This window comes from Pseudomonas entomophila L48 (genome assembly GCF_000026105.1).
GTDB classification, from domain to species: Bacteria; Pseudomonadota; Gammaproteobacteria; order Pseudomonadales; family Pseudomonadaceae; genus Aquipseudomonas; species Aquipseudomonas entomophila.
Genome location: NC_008027.1, coordinates 1969208 through 1989308 on the forward strand (window position 1 = coordinate 1969208; position 20101 = coordinate 1989308).

Below are 20101 nucleotides of genomic sequence, written 5' to 3' on the forward strand. Positions count from 1 at the left end.
TCTGAGTTGGCGGAAACATTATTGGCAAGGTGCCATCATTGTGCCCGCCAAGGCCAGAACCCTTCTTGATATGCGTCAAGAAACCTCAGGCAGTCCAAAGAAAGCACGTGCGCAGGCCGTGGTGTGAGCCGCAGTGTGTTCGACCGTTTCGCCGCGATGCAGGGCCACCTCGCGCAGCACTTCGGGCAGGAAGGCCGGTTCGTTGCGGCCGTTCTTCGGTTTCGGGCGCAGGCTGCGTGGCAGCAGGTAGGGCGCGTCGCTTTCCAGCATCAGGCGGCCTGCGGGGATGTTGCCCACCAGTGGATGCAGGTGAGTACCGCGACGCTCATCGCAGATCCAGCCGGTGATGCCGATATGCAGGTCCAGGTCGAGGTAGGCGAACAGCGCCTGGCGTTCGCCGGTGAAACAGTGCACCACGGCGGCGGGCAACTGGTCGCGGTAGCCTTTGAGGATGGCCAGCAGGCGCTCGCTGGCGTCGCGCTCGTGGAGGAATACGGGCAGGCGCAGCTCAACGGCCAAGGCAAGTTGGGCTTCCAGCGCTTTCTCCTGCAGGGGGCGAGGGGAGAAGTCGCGGTTGAAGTCCAGGCCGCATTCGCCCACGGCCCTGACCCTGGGTTGCGCGAGCAGGTCGCGCAGTTGCCGCTCGCTGTCGGCATTCCAGTGGCTGGCGTCGTGGGGGTGCACACCTGCGGTGCTGAACAGGCGTTGGCCGGTCTCATCCAACTGCTGGCACAGTTCGAGTGCGGCATGGCTCGCGTCGAGGCTGGTGCCGGTGAGGACCATCTGTGCCACGCCGGCCTGCACGGCGCGTTCGACGACGGCTGCTTGCTGGTCGTGAAAACTGCTGTTGGTCAGGTTGACGCCGATATCGATCAGTTGCATGTTGCTACCTCGTGCCGCGGGGCGGCCAGCATAGCAAAAACCGGTAAGACGCGAAAAATTCAAGAACTTCAAACGTTTGCCGTTGTCTTTTGCAGCCATTTATCAAGGATCGATCACAGCACATGGTGCTTGCCAACCCCTTACGGACCCTATCCTCCATGCTGCGAACCTTGCTGATCACGTTACTGGCGTGCGGGGCGATCATGATCGGGGCAGCCCATGCCGCCCAGCCGGGGCCCCAGCAGCATGTGCCGGCCGGCCAGGTGCGCGACTTGGAACAGGTGCGCTCGAGCAAGGTGCTGCGGGTACTGGTCAACCAGAGCCGTAATAGCTCCGGCGAGGTCAAGGGTGAGCCAGTAGGCGTTGAATACTATCGGTTGAGGTCGCTGGAGCACGCCCTCAATGCGCGTGCTGCCGATGATCAGGAAATCCGCCTGAAGATCATTCCGCGGGCCAAGGAGCAGCTGATCGGCGCCTTGCTGCGCGGCGAGGGGGATCTGGCCGCGCCCGGCGAACTGCTCGATCCGACCCTGGTGCTGGGCGTCGAAGCCAGTGCGCCGGTGGTGGACCAGGTGCCCTTGCTGCTGGTCGGGCGCAAGGGCGACCGTAGCTACAGCCATGTCGAGCAGTTGTCCGGACGCACCATCGCCTTGACCAGTGCCAGCGCGGCTGGTGCGGCGATCCAGGTCATCAACCAGCAGCTGCAATTGCGCAAGCGGGCGCCGATCAAGGTGGAGTGGGTCGACCCGACGTTGGCGGTGGAGGATGTGCTGGAAATGGTCCAGGCCGGTATCTACCCGCTGACCGTGGTCGAGCGGCCCATCGCCCAGCGTTGGGCGCGGGTGATGCCACGCTTGCGCCTGGACAGCAAGGTGGCGTTGGCGCAACCCGGGGCCATGCGCTGGTATGTGCGGCGCGAAGCGCCCCAGCTGAAGGCCGCGGTCGATCACTTCCTGGCCAGTTACCGGGCGCCGGAGAACCAGGATGCCGCGTTCGAGCGCATCTACCGCCGCCAGTACCGGGTGCACAACCCGCTGGCCAGCAAGGACCGCCAGCGCTTGGCGTCGTTGCGCCCGGTGCTGCAGAAGCATGGTGGCGACCTGCAGATCGACTGGCTCAACCTGGCGGCCCTGGCTTACAAGGAGTCGACCCTGGACCCTACTGCAAGGGGCATGGGGGGGGCCCATGGGCTGATGCAGATCACCCCGTCGGCGGCCAAGCGTGTCGGGGTCGGCAACACCGCCACGGTCGACGGCAATGTCCAGGCCAGTGCGCGCTACCTGGCGATGATCCGCCGGCGCTTCTTCGCCAGCCCCCAGCTCAACGAGCGCGAGCGCATGGCGTTCGTCCTGGCGGCCTACAATCTCGGGCCTGAGCGGGTGCAGGCCATGCGCGCCGAGGCGCGCAGGCGTGGCCTCAACGGCAACCAGTGGTTCTTCCAGACCGAACGTGTCGCCATGGAGCAGGTCGGCATGGGGCCGGTGAACTTCGTCAACAGCGTGAACAAGTACTTCCTGGCGTTCAATCGCGAGCGGGCTTCGCTCGAGCGGGTGGCAAAGCGCTGATTGATCGAATTTATCGATTTTAAAGTCGCATTTTTTGCGATTTTATTATCTGTGTTTTTGATTAAGATGGCGCTCATCCAACACACACCTGCTCAAACAAGGAAGCAAGAAATGAACAACTCCCTCAAAGCCCTGTTCGCCACCCGTGCCGGTTTCGGCCTGAGCGTCGTGCGTATCCTGGTCGGTGTCATCTTCATGGCCCACGGTGCCCAGAAGCTGTTCGGCCTGTTCGGCGGCTACGGCCTGGAAGGCACCGGCCAGTGGATGGAGAGCATCGGCCTGGCGCCGGGCTACTTCATGGCCCTGCTGTCCGGCAGCGCCGAGTTCTTCGGCGGCCTGGCCCTGGTGGTCGGCCTGCTGGCCCGCCCAGCGGCGCTGGCCCTGACCGTGACCCTGGTCGTGGCGATTTTCTCGGTGCATATCGGCAACGGCCTGTTCATGTCCAACAACGGTTATGAGTTCGCCCTGGCCTTGATGGCCGGTACCGTGGCGGTGCTGATCGAGGGTGCGGGCCGGCTGTCGCTGGATCGACTGATCGCTCGCTGATGCAGGGGCTTGTGTAGGGGCGGCTTTAGCCGCGATGCAGCCGACGCGGTGCCTGGCACCCGCTTCGCGGGTGATCGCGGCTAAAGCCGCTCCTACAGAGGTGACGCAGGGCTGAGGCTGGCGCGATTACGTTTGAACATCCGCTTGTAACTTCAAGCGTCAGCCTCTAGCATACGGACTGCGCCGATTTAAACAGCTACTTGCGGGGCGCAGGAGAAGCCCCCGATGGGTCATCCGAAATACCGCTAAAGCGCTGGTTCGGTGACGCCTCCCACCGCTGCCCAGCGGGTTCAGCGAGGCGGAGAGAGACTCCATGAGTTGCCCACGTACCAGTGTCTGTTTGACCCCCCTGGCCAAGAATCAGGCCTCCCGTACCCCGCGCATCCTGCTCGGCGGCCAGCATCAACCCACGCTTTTGCGCAATCTCGACGGTTTCTCCCGCCGCAAGGGCCAGGCTTGCGCCTTCCTCATCCAGTTCTCCGATACCTGTGATCAGCTCGATCAGTACGGCAACGACCGCTTCGACCTGGCCGTGATCCCGGCCCCCGCGGCCGAAGATGCCGCCGAAGTCATCGGCCAGCTGACCCGCATCGCTCGCCAAGGCTTGATCACACGCCCTTGATCGGCATGTCGCCGGCGTACGTTTTTCGCTAAGCTCGGTCACTCGGTGGGCGCCCTGGCGCCTGCCGCGGATGCACTGAGGAGGCAGTCGTTGAGCACCAATATCATCACAACAGAAGGTCATGAAGCCCTGAAGAAAGAGCTCGACCATCTGTGGCGGGTCTATCGCCCGGAAATCACCCAGAAGGTGACCTGGGCGGCATCGCTTGGCGATCGCAGCGAGAACGCCGACTACCAGTACAACAAGAAGCTGTTGCGCGAGATCGATCGTCGCGTGCGCTACCTGCGCAAGCGCCTGGAGGATGTCAAGGTCGTTTCCTATTCACCGCAACAGGAAGGCAAGGTGTTCTTCGGGGCCTGGGTCGAGATCGAGAATGATGAAGGCGATCAACTGAAGTTTCGCATTGTCGGTTATGACGAGATCCATGGGCGCAACGACTACATCTCGATTGATTCGCCCATGGCTCGTGCCCTGCTCAAGAAGGAGGAGGGCGACGAGGTGGTGGTGCACACGCCCACGGGCGAGGCCACCTGGTATGTCAATACCATCAGTTACACACCGTAGGGCTCGTTCGCCTGTAGGAGCGGCTTCAGCCGCGATCACCCGCGAAGCGGGTGCCAGATACGCGGCGCCCCCATCGCGGCTGAAGCCGCTCCTACAGAGACCCGGGCTGAGCCTCAGCTTTCTCGCAAGACCGCCAGCGGGCTGGCATTGAGTGCCCGGCGCGTTCCGATTACACCGGCACCGCCGACCAGTATTGCGCCTGCCAGCGGCAGCAGCAGCAACCACGGGTGCGGTGCCCAGTGCAGGTCGAAAGCATAGCGATACAGTGCCCAGGTGATCAGTTCGCAGCCCAGTGCGGCCAGCACGCCACTGGCCGCCCCTAGCAGGCCGAACTCGATGCGCCGCGCCTTGACCAGCAGCGGTCGCGTAGCCCCCAGCGCACGCAGCAGCGCCCCCTGGCGAATACGCTCGTCAAGCGTTGCCTGCAGTCCGGCGAACAACACCGCCAGCCCGGCCGCCAGCACGAACAACAGCACGTACTCCACCGCCAGGGTGACCTGGGCGAGGATGCTGCGCAGTTGGGCGAGCAGGGCATCGACCTGGAGGATGGTCACTGCCGGGAAGGCGCGTGACAGGGCCACCACTTCCTGGTCATGCCCTGGCGCCAGGTAGAAGCTGGTCAGGTAGGTGGTGGGCAACCCTTGCAAGGTGCCGGGTTGGAAGATCATGTAGAAATTCGGCTGAAAACTGTCCCAGTGCACCGTGCGCAGGCTGCTGACGCGTGCCTGGCGTTGCTGGCCGCCGATATCGAAGGTCAGCAGGTCGCCCAAGTGCAGTTTGAGGCTTTGGGCCAGCTCCGCTTCCACGGAGACGCCGGGCACCTGGTCGCTGGAAGGTGCCTGTTGCCACCAGGTGCCGGCGCTCAGGGCATTGCCTGGAGGTAAATCGGCGGCCCAGGTGAGGCTGAGGTCGCGCTGGATGGCGCGCTCGCCGGTGGACTCCTTGCTCACCAACTGACGGACCGGTTGATCGTTGATGTGCGTGAGGCGCCCGGGTATCACCGGGTACAGCGGCGCGGAAGTGGCATTGATCTGTGCCAGGCGTTCGGCAAAGGGTTGGCGATCGTCGGCGAGAATGTTCAGGGCGAAATGGTTGGGGGCGTCCTTGGGCAACTGTGCCTGCCAGGTGTCGAGCAGTTCCGCGCGCAGCAAGGCGACCAGCCCCATGGCCAGCAGGATCAGGCCGAAGGCCAAGGTCTGGCCGGCGGCGGCCAGTGGGTGGCGCAGCAACTGCCCCAGCCCCAGGCGCCAGGGGAGTGGCGCGTCGGCCAGAAGGCGGCGTAGGCTGCGCAGCCCGAGCAGCAGCAGGGCGCCGAGCAGCAGGGCGGCGATCAACCCGCCACCGAGCAAGGCGAAGGTAAGCAGCAGGTCCAGGCTCAGGCGCCACATGATCAGGCCCAGGGCGAGCAGGGCGGCACCATACACCAGCCAACTGCTGGGTGGTATCGGAAGCAGGTCGCGGCGCAGTACGCGCAAAGGCGGCACCCGGCCCAGGGCGGCCAGAGGAGGCAGGGCGAATCCGGCAAGAGCTACCAGACCGGTACCGATGCCGGCCAAGGCTGGCGTGAGGCCACCGGGTGGTACCTGGCTGGGCAGCAGGCCAGCGAGCAGGCGGAACAACCCCAGCTGCGCCAGCCAGCCAAGCAGGGCGCCAGCGAGCGCCGCGACCACGCCGAGCATTGCCAGTTGCAGGCAATAGAGGCCCAAAGCCTGGTGCCGGGATAATCCGAGGCAACGCAACAACGCGCTGGCATCCAGGCGCCGCGCGGCATAGCGCGAGGCCGACAGGGCCACGGCGACACCGGCCAGCAGCACGGCCACCAGGCTGGCCATGTTCAGGTAGCGTTCGGCCTTGCCCAGGGCGCCGCCGATCTGCCGGTTGCCATCACGGGTATCAAGCAAGCGCTGGTTGGCCGCCAAGTTGTCCTCGGTGAGCTGCCGATACTGCGCCAGGGCTTCGACATCGCCGCGCCAGAGGTCGCGGTAGCTGACCCGGCTGCCTGGCTGGACGACCCCGGTGGCGTCAAGGTCGGCGAGGTTCATCAGCACCCGTGGGGTGAGGCTGTAGAAGTTGTTGGCGCGGTCCGGCTCGTAGGTGAGCACGCGGCTCATGCGCAAGGTCTTCATGCCCACATCGATGCTGTCGCCAATCGCCAGCCCGAGGGCCGCCAGCAGGCGTGGCTCGACCCAGGCCTCGCCCGGCGCTGGCCCGCCACCCACTGTCTCCTGCGCATAGGGTGCAGGCGCGCTGCGCAGTTGGCCGCGTAGCGGATAGGCGGGGTCGGTGGCTTTGACGCTCGACAGCTGGATGCCGCTGTCGCCACCGACCACGCTGGTGAACTCCACCACCCGCGCATGGCTCAGGCCCAGTGCGGTGCCGCTGGCAATCTGTTGTTCGCTGGGCGGGGCGCTACCCTGCAGGACAAGGTCGGCACCGAGGAACTCGCTGGCACGCAGTTGCATGGCGCCATTGAGCCGCGCGCCGAAGTAGCCGATGGCGGTGCTGGCGGCCACCGCCACGAGCAAGGCGAAGAACAGCACTCGCACTTCGCTGGCGCGAGCATCGCGCAGCAGTTGACGCAGGGCTAGTATGCACAGGCGCGGGAAAGACAGTCGGGTCATCATGGCTCCAAGGGGGACACCAGGCGACCGGCGTCCAGGCGGATCCGGCGCCGGCAGCGAGTGGCCAGGCGCTCGTCGTGGGTGACCAGCACCAGCGTGGTGCCCCGCTCCTGGTTCAGCTCGAACAACAGGTCGCTGATACGCTCGCCGGTGTGGCTGTCGAGGTTGCCGGTGGGCTCGTCGGCGAACAGCACGGCCGGTTGCGCAGCGAAGGCACGGGCAATCGCCACCCGTTGCTGCTCGCCGCCGGAGAGCTGGCGTGGCGTGTGGCTCAGGCGCTTGCCCAGGCCGACCCGCTCAAGCAGGCTACGGGCGTGTTCGCGGGCGTCACGACGGCCATCCAGCTCCAGTGGCAGCATCACGTTCTCCAGGGCATTGAGGCTGTCGAGCAGCTGGAACGACTGGAACACGAAGCCGACATGCTCGGCGCGCACCCGGGCACGCTGGTCTTCGTCCAGCGGGCCAAGGTCGTGGCCGGCCAGCACGACCTTGCCGGCGCTGGGGCGGTCGAGGCCGGCGAGCAGGCCGAGCAGTGTCGACTTGCCCGAGCCCGACGCGCCGACGATGGCCAGGCTGTCGCCCTGGGCGAGGTCGAGGGAGAGGGCGTGGAGGATGGTCAGGTCGCCTTCCGCGCTGGGGACCACTTTGCTAAGGTGCTGCGCAACGAGAATGCTGGGGCCCATGGAGAATCCGATGCGAATGTGGTGGTTGAGTGCCGGGCTTGCCCTGTGTTGCCTGGCCCAGGGCGCGGTGGCCGGAACCGTGCTGGTCGTCGGCGATAGTATCAGCGCCGGTTTTGGCCTGGATACCCGCGAGGGGTGGGTCGAACTGTTGCAAAAGCGCCTGAAGGACGAGGGTTTCGACGACCAGGTGGTCAATGCCTCGATCAGTGGCGACACCAGCGCGGGTGGTCGGGCGCGGCTGCCGGCGCTGCTTGTGGCGCACAAGCCGGACCTGGTGGTGCTGGAACTGGGGGGCAATGATGGCCTGCGCGGGCAGCCGCCACAGCAATTGCAACAAAATCTTGCCCTGATGATCGACCGTGCCCGCCAGGCCGGCGCCAGGGTGGTGCTGTTGGGCATGCGCCTGCCGCCCAACTACGGCGTGCGCTACACCACCGCCTTCGCCCAGGTGTATGAACAGCTGGCCAGCGACAAGCAGGTGCCGTTGGTACCGTTTTTCCTGGAAGGTGTGGGCGGGGTGCCGGCGATGATGCAGGCCGATGGTATTCACCCTGCGCCGGTTGCCCAGCAGCGCTTGCTGGAAAATGCCTGGCCGACGATAAAACCCTTGTTGTGACGCTTTAATCGGGGGCCGCTTTCAGATACTGTTGCGCCCCCCGTTTCGAGTGCCCCCGATGCCGCGCCCCGCCTGGTCCCTGTACGCTTATCAACTGATCGAGCCCGACGAGCAGCTGGACCTGTTCGCCTGCCAGGAAGTGCGCATTCACCTGGCGGCCCGCCAGTTCGAGCTGGGCGTGCCGGTAGACCGTACCTTGTGCGGCGGTCTGCTGCCGGCGCAGCCACGCTGGTCGGGGGTGGAGCGCTCGATCTATCGCGATGATCGCCTGTGCCTGCTGTGCAAGGCGATCCTCGATGCCCAGCGGCGCGGCATGCGCCCGGTGTGGCCGGAGCTCTGAGCGCCTTTCATCATCTGAAACGCTTGCAGGGCGCCTGCGCCTCCCGCTTGTTTCCGCGCGGGTGTACAATCGACCTCTTGACTGAACTTTCGAAGGATTTACCGGATGTTGCCGCGCTTTCCTGCCGTCACCCGTAGCCTCTCGCTTGCCGCCTTGCTGGTAGCAGGCCCCGCTGTTGCGCTGGAACTGCCGTTGCCACCGCCCGGTGAAGACGTCGTCGGCCAGGTCCAGACCATCAAGGCCAAGTACGAAGACACCTTCGCCGATATTGGTACCGCCAACGACCTGGGCTACCTCGAGATGATCGCCGCCAACCCGGGTGTCGACCCGTGGTTGCCGGGTGCTGGCACCGAGATCGTCCTGCCTACCCGCTACGTTCTACCGCCTGGTCCGCGCGAAGGCGTTGTCATCAACCTCGCCGAGTATCGTCTGTACTACTACCCGAAAGGGCAGGGCGTGGTATACACCTTCCCTCTGGGTATCGGTCGTGAGGGTTGGGGCTCGCCAATCGCCAACACCAAGATCACCGCCAAGACCCCGAACCCGACCTGGACCCCGCCAGCCTCGATCCGTGCCGAGCATGCCGCCGATGGCGATATCCTGCCTGCGGTAGTGCCGGCAGGCCCGGACAACCCGCTGGGGCCGTTCAAGTTCACCCTGGGGGTGCCGGGCTACTTGATCCATGGTTCGAACAAGAAGTTCGGCATCGGCATGCGCACCAGCCACGGGTGCTTCCGCATGCTCAACAACAATGTGCTGGAGCTGTCGAAGATGGTGCCGGTGGGGACGCCGGTGCGAATCATCAACGAGCCCTACAAGTTCGGTATCAGTGGCGGCAAGGTCTACCTCGAGGCGCACACGCCGCTGGACGACCATGGCAACCCGTCGGTGGTCGACAAGCACACCGCCGTCATCAACGCCTTGCTCAAGCGTGAAGACCTGGCCAACAACTTGCGCATGAACTGGGACATGGTGCGTGACGTGGTGGCTGCTGAAGATGGCATGCCGGTTGAAATCGCCGTGCCGGTCGATACCGCTGCCGGAGCGCCGATCGTGTCGAGCATTCCGCCCGAACTGCAGTAAGCCATTTCGTACTACTCTCGAGGGTCTGCCTTAGTGCAGGCCCTTTTTTGATTGTGCGGCCTGGCGTTCTTCGGGCAATAAAAAAGCCGACCCACAAGTGGGTCGGCTCCATAACAATCCGTGAGGATTATTACTTGCGGCTGGCTTTGTCCAGCATACGCAGAGCGCGCTCGTTGGCTTCGTCAGCGGTCTGCTGAGCCTTCTGAGCAGCTGCCAGAGCGTCATCAGCTTTGCGGTAGGCTTCGTCTGCACGAGCCTGGGCGCGAGCTGCTGCGTCTTCGGTAGCAGTCAGGCGAGCTTCGGTTTCTTTGGATACGCTGCTGCAACCGGTAGCCAGAACTGCGGCCAGAGCCAGAGCAGAGAATTTCAGAACGTTGTTCATCGTGTTCCCCTTCAAGGACTTTCTATTAAATAGCCATCTCTCGGAAAAGAGAAACTGGCCGGCGTACATAGTACCCATTACTTGTAGTAAGTAAACTGACTGAGCGCAAGAACTGCAAAAAAAATGTCGCGGCGGGGCTGCGTGACGGGGTTTGTGAGCAAAGTGTGAAAATCTTGCACGGCGTTCGCAAGCGATTGTAGTACGGTAACTTTTTTGTTGAACTAACGGTGACTTTAACTGTCCGTTGGCGTCTTAGCCCTAGAACATCCGGTTGCTGTTGTCTGGCCAGGGCATGATCGGGGAGGTTGCTGTCAGCATTTTCATACGTGGTGGCTTGAGCAATCTTGCAGGCGCCGCCTACTATTTGAGGGTGCCCTGCACGGCAGAACGATCCAGATCGTCCCGCTGTCCAACGGCCAACAGGTGGCGTAGAGGTTCCTCCGCCGGATAATCCCCATCGGTAAGGTAAGGGTCTGCCGACAAGACCTGCGAGGAGTAGTGATGAGCGAGACGCTGACCATCCACCATGACCAGGCGGGTCATCAGTTCGAGACCACCGTGGACGGTCACCGGGCCTACCTGACGTATATGGACCTGGGCAAGCAGACGCTGGATATCTATCGCACCTTCGTGCCCAATGCCTTGCGTGGCCGCGGGATCGCCGCCGCGCTGACCGAAGAGGCCCTGGCCTACGCCGAGCAGATGGGCTACACGGTGATTCCGTCCTGCTCCTACGTCGAGCGCTACATGGAGCGCCAGCAGCGCCACTCGAGCAAGGTCTGATCAGGCTTCACACATGAAAACGCCGGGCATTGCCCGGCGTTTTCGTTTGCGTGGTGGTCAGCCGCGCTGGCGCTTGGGGAGCACATCCTTGAGCTTGGCGTGCATGCTGCGCAAGGTTTTCTCGGTGGCCGCCCAGTCGATGCAGGCATCGGTCACCGACACGCCGTACTGCAGCTCGTCGAGGTTCTTCGGAATGGCCTGGCAGCCCCAGTTCAGGTGGCTCTCGACCATCAGGCCGATGATCGACTGGTTGCCTTCGAGGATCTGGTTGGCGACGTTTTCCATCACCAGCGGCTGCAGGGCCGGATCCTTGTTGGAGTTGGCGTGGCTGCAGTCGACCATGATGTTGGGCTTGATCTTGGCCTTGGCCAGGTCTTGTTCGCACAGGGCGACGCTGACCGAGTCGTAGTTGGGCTTGCCGTTGCCGCCGCGCAGCACCACGTGGCCGTAGGCGTTGCCTTTGGTCGTGACGATCGATACGCCGCCTTCCTGGTTGATGCCGAGGAAGCGGTGCGGCTTGGAGACCGATTGCAGGGCGTTGATCGCCACGGTCAGGCCGCCATCGGTACCGTTCTTGAAACCGACCGCCGACGACAGGCCCGAGGCCATTTCGCGATGGGTTTGCGATTCGGTGGTACGGGCGCCGATGGCCGACCAGCTGATCAGGTCCTGCAAGTACTGCGGGGAGATCGGGTCGAGTGCTTCGGTGGCGGTGGGCAAGCCTTTTTCGGCGAGGTCCAGCAGCAGCTGGCGGCCGATGTGCAGGCCGTCCTGGATCTTGAACGAGTCATCCAGGTACGGGTCGTTGATCAAGCCTTTCCAGCCCACGGTGGTGCGCGGCTTCTCGAAATAGACGCGCATGACCAGGTAGAGGGTGTCGGAGACTTCTTCGGCCAGCACCTTCAGGCGCTCGGCATACTCGTGGGCAGCCTTGATGTCGTGGATCGAGCAGGGACCGACCACGACGAACAGGCGATGGTCCTTGCCGTCGAGGATATTGCGCACCACTTCGCGGCCGGCAGTCACGGTCTGCAGGGCCTTGGCGCTGAGAGGGATTTCCTTCTTGAGCTGATCAGGGGTGATCAAGGTCTCGTTGGAGGCAACGTTCAAGTCATCGATCGGTAAATCAGCCATCGTGTTACTCGTCAGGTCACGGGTGCCGGCCGCCAGCAATCCCCGTGCGGCCCAGCAGCAGTTTGTTCGCAGCGGGGAGCCCCGAACCTTAACGCGTTAGCGGGGGCGCGACAATGGCCTGGGCCCGTAATCACGGGGTTTTTGCAGGCGCAGCGGGCTCAGGTGGGCTAGGGCGTGTGCAGGCTGGCCTCGGAAAAGGCATCGGCGTGCTGGTCGACCCACTGCGCGGCCAGGCGCTGGGTGGTGTCGCTGTCCAGCTCGCCGGGTACTTGCTGCTGGCAATAGTGGTGGATCTGGCATACCTGTTCGCTCATGCGCGCGGCGAACAGCGCCTGGCTGTCGGTGAAGGCCACCCCCACCCGATAGCCCGCGTCGAGCTTCTGGCACCAGGCGACATAGCCGGGGTAGCGTGCATCGAGCCCCAGCGAGGGCATCAGCACCTCCACTGCGGTGCCGCGCCGGTAAGCACGTGGCTGGTTGCAGGCTATGCCGCCCAGGCCTTGGGTGTAGAGGTGGCGACGAAAGAGGCTGGATGATGGACGCAGGGCCAGTTCGACAGGAATATCATCGGGATGGGGCAGGTAGACGCACATGCTCGACTCCGTGTCGATTATTTGACCTTCATTGCCCCAGTATAGTGAGGGATCGAAAAACGGCTGGTTTGCGTGTAGAAAAACCGGACAAACAACAACGGCACCCGACCAGGAGCGCAGCATGGACCCTCGCAATATCCGTATCGGCATCATCGGCAGCGGCGCCATCGGTGGCTTCTATGGGCTGATGCTCGCCCGCGCCGGGTTCGATGTGCATTTTCTTTTGCGCAGCGAGTATGACGTGGTGCGCACCCAGGGCCTGAAACTCGACAGTGCCGTGCATGGCCAGCTACGGCTGGACAGCGTGCAGGCCTATGCCTCGGCCACCGACATGCCGCCTTGCGACTGGTTGCTGGTCGCGGCGAAGGCCACCAGCAATGCCGAGTTGGCGCCACTGATCGTCCAGGTGGCGGCGCCGGGTGCAAAGGTGGTGCTGCTGCAGAACGGCCTGGGGGTGGAGGATCAGTTGCGGCCTGCCTTGCGTTCGGACATGCATCTGCTCGGCGGGCTGTGCTTTATTTGTGTGAACCGGGAGCGCCCCGGGGAAATCCGTCACCAGGCATTGGGTGCGGTCAACCTGGGTTATCACAGCGGGCCGGGTGGCCTGGCGGTGGTGGAAGAGGGGGCCGCGCTGTTCCGTGCCGCAGGGATCGATTCCCAGGCCATGGCCGATCTCAACCAGGCACGCTGGCAGAAGCTGGTCTGGAACGTCCCCTATAACGGCCTTTCGGTGCTGCTCAAAGCCAGCACCATGCCATTGATGAATGACCCCGACAGCCGCGCGCTGATCCAGGCGTTGATGGCCGAAGTGGTCGAGGGGGCCAAGGCGTGCGGGCATGAATTGCCAGCGGGGTACGCCGCCCACTTGTTCCGCGTCACCGAACAGATGCCGGACTATTGGCCTAGCATGTACCACGACCATGTCCAGCAGCGGCCGCTGGAGCTGCAGGCGATCTACGGCGAACCCCTGGCCCGCGCGAGGGCGGCGGGATGCAACCTGTCGCGCATGGAAGCGCTGTACCAGGCGCTGGCGTTCCTCGACCGGCACAATCGCATGCCCTGACCCTCCCGCAGCCCGCGCCGGCAGTGCGCTGGACGGCAAGGCGCCAGTCCAGCGCGCTGCTAAGCTGAACCTTGCTCTGCCGCAGCGGCAGTCGAGGAGGTCGAATGATCCGTTCCATGCTGTACGCCACTGACCTCGGTGTGTACGCCCCTTTTGTCATGCAGCACGCGCTGGCGCTGGCGCGGACCTTCAACGCAGAGCTGTATGTGATCCACGCGGTCGAACCCATGGGGCAGTTCGCCGAATCCCTCCTGCAGAGCTACCTCGACGAGCAGACCCTCGACGCGTTGCACAGCGAGGGGGTCAACACGGTGATGGCCAATATCGAGCAGCGGGTGCTGGACAACTTTCGCGAAGAGTTGGGTGAGGTGGCCGACCTTGCGCTGATTCGTGCGGTACGGGTGCGTCAGGGCGACCCGGCACAGGTGATCCTCGAACAGGCGCAGCGCCTGTCGGTCGACTTGCTGATTTTCGGCAGCCACAGCGCGGGCGCGGGGGTGGACGTCCCCATCGGTCGCACGGCGGTGCGGTTGCTGCAGCTGTCCCCGGTGCCGGTCTACATGGTGCCGCTCGCCCAGCATCTTGGGCGTAGGAAAGGGTGAAAGTGGCGGTAGGTAATTTCCGGCGATCGTAACAAAATAGTTCTAGATTTATTTCTCAAGCCACTAATATAGTTATAACTCGTCGCTGCCGGCGCGCCGGTGACCTACCGCCTTTGAGGGATATCTATGAAGCTTCAGCAACTGCGCTACATCTGGGAAGTGGCGCACCATGACCTCAACGTTTCCGCGACGGCGCAGAGCCTGTACACCTCCCAGCCCGGTATCAGCAAACAGATCCGCCTGCTCGAGGACGAACTGGGCGTCGAAGTCTTCGCCCGCAGTGGCAAACACCTGACCCGCGTCACCCCGGCCGGCGAGCGCATCATCAATACCGCCGGCGAGATCCTGCGCAAGGTCGAGAGCATCAAGCAGATCGCCCAGGAATTCTCCAACGAGAAGAAGGGCACGCTGTCCATCGCCACCACTCACACGCAAGCGCGCTATGCCTTGCCGCCGGTGATCAGCAACTTCATCAAGCAATACCCGGAAGTCGCCCTGCACATGCACCAGGGCTCGCCGATGCAGATCGCCGAGATGGCGGCCGATGGCACCGTCGATTTCGCCATCGCCACCGAAGCGCTGGAGCTGTTCGGCGACCTGATCATGATGCCTTGCTACAAGTGGAATCGTTGCGTGGTGGTGCCGCAGGGGCACCCGCTGACCAAGCTGCCGAAGTTGACGCTCGAAGCGGTGGCCGAATACCCGATCGTCACCTACGTGTTTGGCTTCACTGGCCGTTCCAAGCTGGACGAGGCCTTCAACCACCGCGGCCTGACCCCGAAGGTGGTGTTCACCGCCGCCGACGCCGACGTGATCAAGACTTATGTACGCCTGGGGCTGGGCGTGGGCATCGTGGCCAAGATGGCGGTCGATCCCAAGCTTGACAGTGACCTGGTGTGCCTGGATGCCAGCGAGCTGTTCGAGGCCAGCATCACCAAGATCGGCTTCCGCCGTGGCACCTTCCTGCGTGGCTTCATGTGCGATTTCATCGAGAAGTTCGCGCCGCACCTGACCCGTGAGGTGATGGCCAAGGCGATTCAGTGCCACAACAAGCAGGAGCTCGAAGAGCTGTTCGAGGGCGTCGAGCTGCCGGTGCACTGATTCGAGATCGTACGGGGCCGCTTTGCGGCCCTTTTGTATGTTTATGCCTTGGTGATCAGGTTGCCGGCATGCAGCCCGCATTCCTTCTGCGTCGACTCTTCCCACCACCAGCGCCCCTCGCGCTCATGCTGGTTCGGCAGCACCGGCCGGGTGCATGGCTCACACCCGATGCTGATGAAACCACGCTCATGCAGGCTGTTGTAAGGCAGCTCGAGCATGCGGATGTAACCCCAGACTTCCTCGCTGGTCATCTGCGCCAGCGGGTTGAACTTGTACAGAGGGCGCTCGGGGGTGGAAAAGGCGCTGTCGATCTCCAGCGCCGCCACCTGGCTGCGGGTGCCGGGGCTCTGGTCGCGGCGCTGGCCGGTGGCCCAGGCGCTCACTGTGGCCAGCTTGCGGCGCAGCGGTTCGATCTTGCGGATGCCGCAGCATTCGCCGTGGCCGTCCTTGTAGAAGCTGAACAGGCCCTTCTCCTTGACGAACGGGTCGAGCTTGTCGCGGTCAGGGCTGAGGATTTCGATCGGCAGGTTGTACTGTTCGCGCACCTGGTCGATGAAACGGTAGGTTTCCGGGTGCAGGCGCCCGGTATCGAGGCTGAACACCTTGACCTGCTTGTTCAGGCGCCAGGCCATGTCCACCAGCACCACATCCTCGGCGCCACTGAAGGAGATCCACAGATCGTCGCCGAAGTGTTCGAAGGCGAGCTTGAGGATCTCCTGCGGGGACTTGCTGGCGTAGGTCGCGGCCAGGGTGGCGACGTCGAAGGGTTGGCTCATCAGGCGGTTTCCATCAGGTGAGTGGCGCTGTGCGCTCGTAGTGTCCAGATGGTAACAAAAAATGGCGGGGTAGACTGCGGCGGCCGATTCGCCGGCAAGCCGGCTCCTACCGGCTTGCCGGCGATGCTTTACAAGCTTCGCAGTGTTTCCATCAGTACCCGCACCTTGGCGATCGACTCTTCGTATTCGGCCTGCCAGTGCGAGTCGGCCACCACCGCGCCGCCGCCCCAGCAACTGACCTGGCCATCCTTGACCAGCAGGCTGCGGATGGCGATGGAGCTGTCCATCTCGCCGCGTACATCGATGTACAGCAACGAGCCGCAGTACAGCGCCCGGCGGGTGGGCTCCAGCTCGTCGATGATCTGCATGGCGCGGATCTTCGGCGCGCCGGTGATCGAGCCGCCCGGGAAGCTGCCGCCGATCAGGTCCAGCGCGTCGCGGCCAGCGGCCAGGCGCCCGGTGACGCTGCTGACCAGGTGGTGGACGTTGGGGTAGCTCTCCAGGCTGAACAGCTCCGGCACCTTCACTGAACCAATCTCGCAGGTGCGGCCAATGTCGTTGCGCAGCAGGTCGACGATCATCAGGTTTTCCGAGCGATCCTTCGGGCTGTTCAGCAGCTCGTCGGCGTTGCGTGCATCCTCGATGGGGTCGCTCGCGCGTGGGCGGGTGCCCTTGATCGGGCGGGTCTCGACTTCGCCTTGGCTGACGCGGATGAAACGCTCGGGAGAGAAGCTGAGCAAGGCCGTGCTGGCATCCAGCTGCTGGTACCCGGAAAACGGCGTCGGGCACGCAGCGCGCAGGGCTTGGTAGGCGTGCCACGGATCGCCCTGGCAGGGCGCGCGGAAGCGCTGGGTCAGGTTGATCTGGTAGCAGTCGCCGGCCTGGATGTACTGCTGGACCTTGTCGAACGCGTTGCGGTATTGCTCGGGGGTCAGGTCACCGGCCATGGGAGCGAGCAGGTGGAACTCACCAGGCTTGGCGGTGGCGGGCGCTGCAAACAGCTGAACCAGGCGGTGCCGCTCGGTCGTTTCGAGGCTGGGGTGGAACACCAGCTGGCTGCGTTGCAGTTGATGGTCGGTCACCAGCGCCCAGGCATAGAGACCCAGGTGGGCGTCGGGCAGGGCGAGGTCGTCCAGGGCTTCGGCTGGCAGATGCTCCAGGCGGCGCCCGAAGTCGTAGCTCAGGTAGCCGATCAGCCCGCCGGCGAATGGCAGGTCCACGCCGTCAGGCAGTTGTGCCGTGCCCAGCTCGGCCAGCGCCTGGCGCAAGCGTTGCAAGTAGCGTTGGCCGGTTTCGCCCGGTTGTGCCAGCAGCAGCTGCCGTGGCCAGGCGCTGAGCAGGTCGAAGCGGCCGCGCTCGGCGTGGGGGCGGGCGCTGTCGAGCAGGATCGCGCCTGGCGCTGTGCGCAGGCGTGCGAAATAGAATGCAGGGTCGGGCTGGTAGGGCAGGGGGTGGAGCGTACAGGTCGGCATCAGAATGGACGGCGATGAAAAAGCGAGGAGGGCGATTGTAGACCTGTGTAGGAAATGCGCCTAGCGCTGAGGGCGACATTCACATGCTGTACCCAGCCATGGAGGGGTTCGCCGGCAAGCCGGCTCCTACGGTAGGAGCCGGCTTGCCGGCGAACAGGGTCACTGCTGAACGTGCCCGAACAGCCCTTGCGACACCCGCACGCGTTGTGCGGCATCCTCGGTGCGGCCTTCCTTCGCCAGCATTTCCAGGTGCGCCTCGATGGCGTGGGTGCGTTGCGTGAGCCCGCAGTCGTTGGCGATCTGGATGTTCAGGCCGGGACGGGCATTGAGCTCGAGGATCAGCGGTCCCTTGTCCTGGTCCAGCACCATATCCACGCCGATGTAGCCCAGGCCGCACAGTTCGTAGCAGCTGGCGGCGAGCTTCATGAAGCCGTCCCAGTTGGGCAGCTGCACGCCGTCCACCGCGTTGGTGGTGTCCGGGTGCTTGCTGATGATCTTGTTCAGCCAGGTGCCGCGCAGCGTCAGGCCCGTGGCCAGATCCACGCCCACGCCGATGGCGCCTTGGTGCAGGTTGGCCTTGCCGCCGGACTGGCGGGTCGGCAGGCGCAGCATGGCCATCACCGGGTAGCCCATCAGCACGATGATGCGGATGTCCGGCACGCCTTCGTAGCTTATGCTCTTGAAGATCTGGTCCGGGGTGACCCGGTACTCGATCAGCGCACGGTCGCGGTGCCCGCCCAGCGAGTAGAGGCCGGTGAGGATGCTGGAAATCTGGTGCTCGATTTCCTCGTGGCTGATGATCTTGCCCGACACCGTGCGGTAGCGGTCCTCGAAGCGGTCGGCGATCACCAGGATGCCGTCACCGCCGGCCCCCTGGGCCGGCTTGATGACGAAGTCGTTGCGCTCGCCGATGATCTCGTCGAGCTTCTCGATCTGCTTCTCGGTCTCGATGATGCCGTACATCTCCGGCACATGGATGCCGGCCGCCAGTGCACGCTCCTTGGTGATGATCTTGTCGTCGACGATCGGGTACAGGTGGCGCTTGTTGTACTTCAACACGTAGTCCGCGTTGCGCCGGTTGATACCCATGATGCCCCGGGCCTCCAGGGCTTTCCATGTCTTGAACAGGCCGAACATCAGGCGTCAGCCTTCTTCAGGAAGGCCTTGAAGCGCACGAGCTCGGTCAGGCGGTAGCCGCGGTAGCGACCCATCGCCAGCATGAAGCCCACCAGGATCAGCAGCACCGCCGGGAAGGTGAAGACGAAGTAGGTCAGCTCCGGCACGGTCATCAGCAGGTGCGCGACAGAGGCGGCGAACAGGGTGCCGATGGCCACTTTCATGGCGTGGCCGCCACCGCGCTCTTCCCAGGTGATCGACAGGCGTTCGATGGTCATGGTCAGGATCACCATCGGGAACAGCGCCACCGACAGGCCGCGTTCAAGGCCCAGCTTGTGGCTGAACAGGCTGATGGCGGCGATCAGCACCACGACGAAGGTCAGCACCACCGACAGGCGCGGCAGCATCTGCAGCTTCAGGTGCTCGAGGTACGAGCGCAGCGACAGGCCAAGCGCGGTGATCACGGTGAACAGCACGATGCCGAAGCCCAGCTGTGTCTCGCGGAAGGCCAGGGCGATCAGCACCGGGGTGAAGGTGCCCAGGGTCTGGATGCCGATTAGGTTGCGCAGCACCAGGATCACCAGCACGCCGATCGGGATCATCACCATGATCATGAAGGTCTGCTGGGTCTGCAGCGGCAGGCCGTACAGCGAGTACTCGAGGAAGTCGGCGTCGGTGTTCTCGTCGGTCAGCTTGGCCAGGCGGATGGCGTTCATCTCGCTGTTGTTCATGCTGAAGGTGACGTTGGCTTTCTTGCCGCCATCGACGGTGATCAGGTTCTCGTCGCCGGTCCACCACAGCAGGCGGTCGGCAGGCAGGCCTTGCTCGCCGGTGTCCGGGTTGAAGTACAGCCAGTCGTTGCCGTTGAAGCTGCGCAGCCACAGTTCAGGGGTTTGCGGGGTGTCGGCAACCAGGCGGATGGTGTGGACTTTTTCAAGTGGCACGTGGGCGATGGACAGCAGCAGGTCGATGACCTGGGCCTTCTTCATCGACGAGGTGTCGCCGGCCAGCAGCAGCTTGACGTTGTCGTCGTTGAGATTGTTGACGCGCTTGATGGTCTCGCCGACGAAAGTCTCGACGTCGGCCGAGTGTTGACGGATCGGTGCCATCAGCGCTTCGGCGGCGATCTTCTCCGGGCCCTCGAGGGCCAGGCTGTCGCGGAAGGTCGGGCCCTTGATCTTGGTCTTTTCGTTGCTGTAGCGCTTGGTCAGCACCAGGCGGTAGTAGAGGGTCTGGTTGCCGCTGGCGCGGCGGGCCGACCAGGTGACCTTGCGGTTGCCGTCGACGCGGTTGACGCTCACCCCATAGTTGTTGGAGATGAAGCTCTCGTTGAGGCTCACATAGTCGCGGTTCAGCGGCGGCACGAACATCTGCACCTTGACCGGGTCCTTGGCGCTGGCGACGAACTCGACCTTGGCGTCGATGTTCCACAGGTCGTCGGTTTCATCTTCGGTCACCGGGATACCGAGGGCGAAGATCTGATAGGCCGTGATCGCCACGCCCAGCAACACCAGGACGGTGATCAAGACTTTCAGGTGGAGGGTAAGAGAGCGCATC

At 63.9% G+C, this 20101-nt stretch carries 21 protein-coding genes; 11 read left to right on the forward strand and 10 right to left on the reverse strand.

Going from position 1 to position 20101, the window contains the following annotated elements; genetic code table 11:
• Positions 1-75 precede the first annotated feature (75 nt).
• The gene (locus PSEEN_RS08755) at positions 76-882 is read right to left on the reverse strand and encodes a TatD family hydrolase (protein WP_011533125.1); all 807 of its coding nucleotides are present in this window, start codon (positions 880-882) and stop codon (positions 76-78) included.
• Between the two features lie 158 nt (positions 883-1040).
• Here PSEEN_RS08755 and PSEEN_RS08760 point away from each other — a divergent pair, with 158 nt between their 5' ends.
• The 4 genes from PSEEN_RS08760 to greB all read left to right on the forward strand — a co-directional run bounded on the left by PSEEN_RS08760 (position 1041) and on the right by greB (position 4179).
• Positions 1041-2447: an MltF family protein gene (locus tag PSEEN_RS08760; protein ID WP_011533126.1), complete on the forward strand. Its 1407-nt coding sequence runs from the start codon at positions 1041-1043 to the stop codon at positions 2445-2447.
• Between the two features lie 111 nt (positions 2448-2558).
• Complete coding sequence (locus PSEEN_RS08765) at positions 2559-2993, forward strand: DoxX family protein (RefSeq protein WP_011533127.1); 435 nt, start codon at positions 2559-2561, stop codon at positions 2991-2993.
• A 313-nt stretch (positions 2994-3306) separates the two neighbouring features.
• Positions 3307-3615, forward strand: a complete 309-nt coding sequence (locus PSEEN_RS08770; protein ID WP_011533128.1) for a hypothetical protein — start codon at positions 3307-3309, stop codon at positions 3613-3615.
• 90 nt (positions 3616-3705) lie between these two features.
• On the forward strand, positions 3706-4179 hold the full coding sequence (greB, locus tag PSEEN_RS08775) for a transcription elongation factor GreB (protein ID WP_011533129.1): 474 nt from the start codon (positions 3706-3708) through the stop codon (positions 4177-4179).
• A 113-nt stretch (positions 4180-4292) separates the two neighbouring features.
• Here the strand turns inward: greB and PSEEN_RS08780 are convergent, their stop codons facing one another.
• Positions 4293-6800, reverse strand: a complete 2508-nt coding sequence (locus PSEEN_RS08780; protein WP_011533130.1) for an ABC transporter permease — start codon at positions 6798-6800, stop codon at positions 4293-4295.
• Complete coding sequence (locus PSEEN_RS08785; RefSeq protein WP_011533131.1) at positions 6800-7483, reverse strand: ABC transporter ATP-binding protein; 684 nt, start codon at positions 7481-7483, stop codon at positions 6800-6802. Before PSEEN_RS08785 ends, PSEEN_RS08780 begins: the two co-directional genes overlap by 1 nt.
• 10 nt (positions 7484-7493) lie before the next feature.
• Between PSEEN_RS08785 and PSEEN_RS08790 the strand changes: the two genes are divergently transcribed.
• The 3 genes from PSEEN_RS08790 (at position 7494) to PSEEN_RS08800 (ending at position 9522) form a co-directional block, all read left to right on the forward strand.
• Entirely contained in the window at positions 7494-8099 is a 606-nt protein-coding gene (locus tag PSEEN_RS08790) for an arylesterase (protein ID WP_011533132.1), read from the forward strand.
• 58 nt (positions 8100-8157) lie between these two features.
• A complete protein-coding gene (locus PSEEN_RS08795; RefSeq protein ID WP_011533133.1) occupies positions 8158-8439 on the forward strand; it encodes a hypothetical protein in 282 nt (93 codons plus the stop codon).
• Between the two features lie 105 nt (positions 8440-8544).
• Positions 8545-9522, forward strand: a complete 978-nt coding sequence (locus tag PSEEN_RS08800; RefSeq protein WP_011533134.1) for a L,D-transpeptidase family protein — start codon at positions 8545-8547, stop codon at positions 9520-9522.
• A gap of 130 nt (positions 9523-9652) precedes the next feature.
• Here PSEEN_RS08800 and oprI read toward each other — a convergent pair whose 3' ends face one another.
• Positions 9653-9904, reverse strand: a complete 252-nt coding sequence (gene oprI, locus PSEEN_RS08805; RefSeq protein ID WP_003259780.1) for an outer membrane lipoprotei OprI — start codon at positions 9902-9904, stop codon at positions 9653-9655.
• 501 nt (positions 9905-10405) lie between these two features.
• Between oprI and PSEEN_RS08810 the strand changes: the two genes are divergently transcribed.
• Positions 10406-10687 (forward strand): GNAT family N-acetyltransferase, encoded by a 282-nt coding sequence (locus tag PSEEN_RS08810; protein ID WP_011533135.1) that lies wholly within the window; start codon positions 10406-10408, stop codon positions 10685-10687.
• Between the two features lie 57 nt (positions 10688-10744).
• Here the strand turns inward: PSEEN_RS08810 and PSEEN_RS08815 are convergent, their stop codons facing one another.
• Both PSEEN_RS08815 and PSEEN_RS08820 read right to left on the reverse strand, forming a co-directional pair.
• Positions 10745-11821, reverse strand: coding sequence for a 3-deoxy-7-phosphoheptulonate synthase (locus tag PSEEN_RS08815; protein ID WP_011533136.1), 1077 nt, complete (start codon positions 11819-11821; stop codon positions 10745-10747).
• 167 nt (positions 11822-11988) lie between these two features.
• A complete protein-coding gene (locus PSEEN_RS08820; RefSeq protein WP_011533137.1) occupies positions 11989-12414 on the reverse strand; it encodes a PilZ domain-containing protein in 426 nt (141 codons plus the stop codon).
• A gap of 121 nt (positions 12415-12535) precedes the next feature.
• On the opposite strand from PSEEN_RS08820, the gene PSEEN_RS08825 reads away from it, so the two are divergent.
• The 3 genes from PSEEN_RS08825 (at position 12536) to cysB (ending at position 15180) form a co-directional block, all read left to right on the forward strand.
• Positions 12536-13477: a putative 2-dehydropantoate 2-reductase gene (locus PSEEN_RS08825; RefSeq protein WP_011533138.1), complete on the forward strand. Its 942-nt coding sequence runs from the start codon at positions 12536-12538 to the stop codon at positions 13475-13477.
• Between the two features lie 104 nt (positions 13478-13581).
• Positions 13582-14079, forward strand: a complete 498-nt coding sequence (locus PSEEN_RS08830) for a universal stress protein (protein ID WP_011533139.1) — start codon at positions 13582-13584, stop codon at positions 14077-14079.
• A gap of 126 nt (positions 14080-14205) precedes the next feature.
• Entirely contained in the window at positions 14206-15180 is a 975-nt protein-coding gene (gene cysB, locus PSEEN_RS08835; RefSeq protein WP_011533140.1) for an HTH-type transcriptional regulator CysB, read from the forward strand.
• 41 nt (positions 15181-15221) lie between these two features.
• On the opposite strand, the gene PSEEN_RS08840 is transcribed toward cysB, so the two are convergent.
• The 4 genes from PSEEN_RS08840 to rloB all read right to left on the reverse strand — a co-directional run bounded on the left by PSEEN_RS08840 (position 15222) and on the right by rloB (position 20100).
• Positions 15222-15956, reverse strand: coding sequence for a phosphoadenylyl-sulfate reductase (locus tag PSEEN_RS08840; RefSeq protein WP_011533141.1), 735 nt, complete (start codon positions 15954-15956; stop codon positions 15222-15224).
• 128 nt (positions 15957-16084) lie between these two features.
• Positions 16085-17428, reverse strand: a complete 1344-nt coding sequence (pabB, locus tag PSEEN_RS08845) for an aminodeoxychorismate synthase component I (RefSeq protein WP_011533142.1) — start codon at positions 17426-17428, stop codon at positions 16085-16087.
• Positions 17429-17587: 159 nt separating this feature from the next.
• On the reverse strand, positions 17588-18565 hold the full coding sequence (locus tag PSEEN_RS08850; RefSeq protein ID WP_011533143.1) for an alpha-L-glutamate ligase-like protein: 978 nt from the start codon (positions 18563-18565) through the stop codon (positions 17588-17590).
• Positions 18565-20100, reverse strand: a complete 1536-nt coding sequence (gene rloB, locus PSEEN_RS08855; RefSeq protein ID WP_011533144.1) for an osmotic stress tolerance membrane protein RloB — start codon at positions 20098-20100, stop codon at positions 18565-18567. The genes PSEEN_RS08850 and rloB overlap by 1 nt, the downstream gene beginning before the upstream one ends.
• Position 20101: the final 1 nt, after the last annotated feature.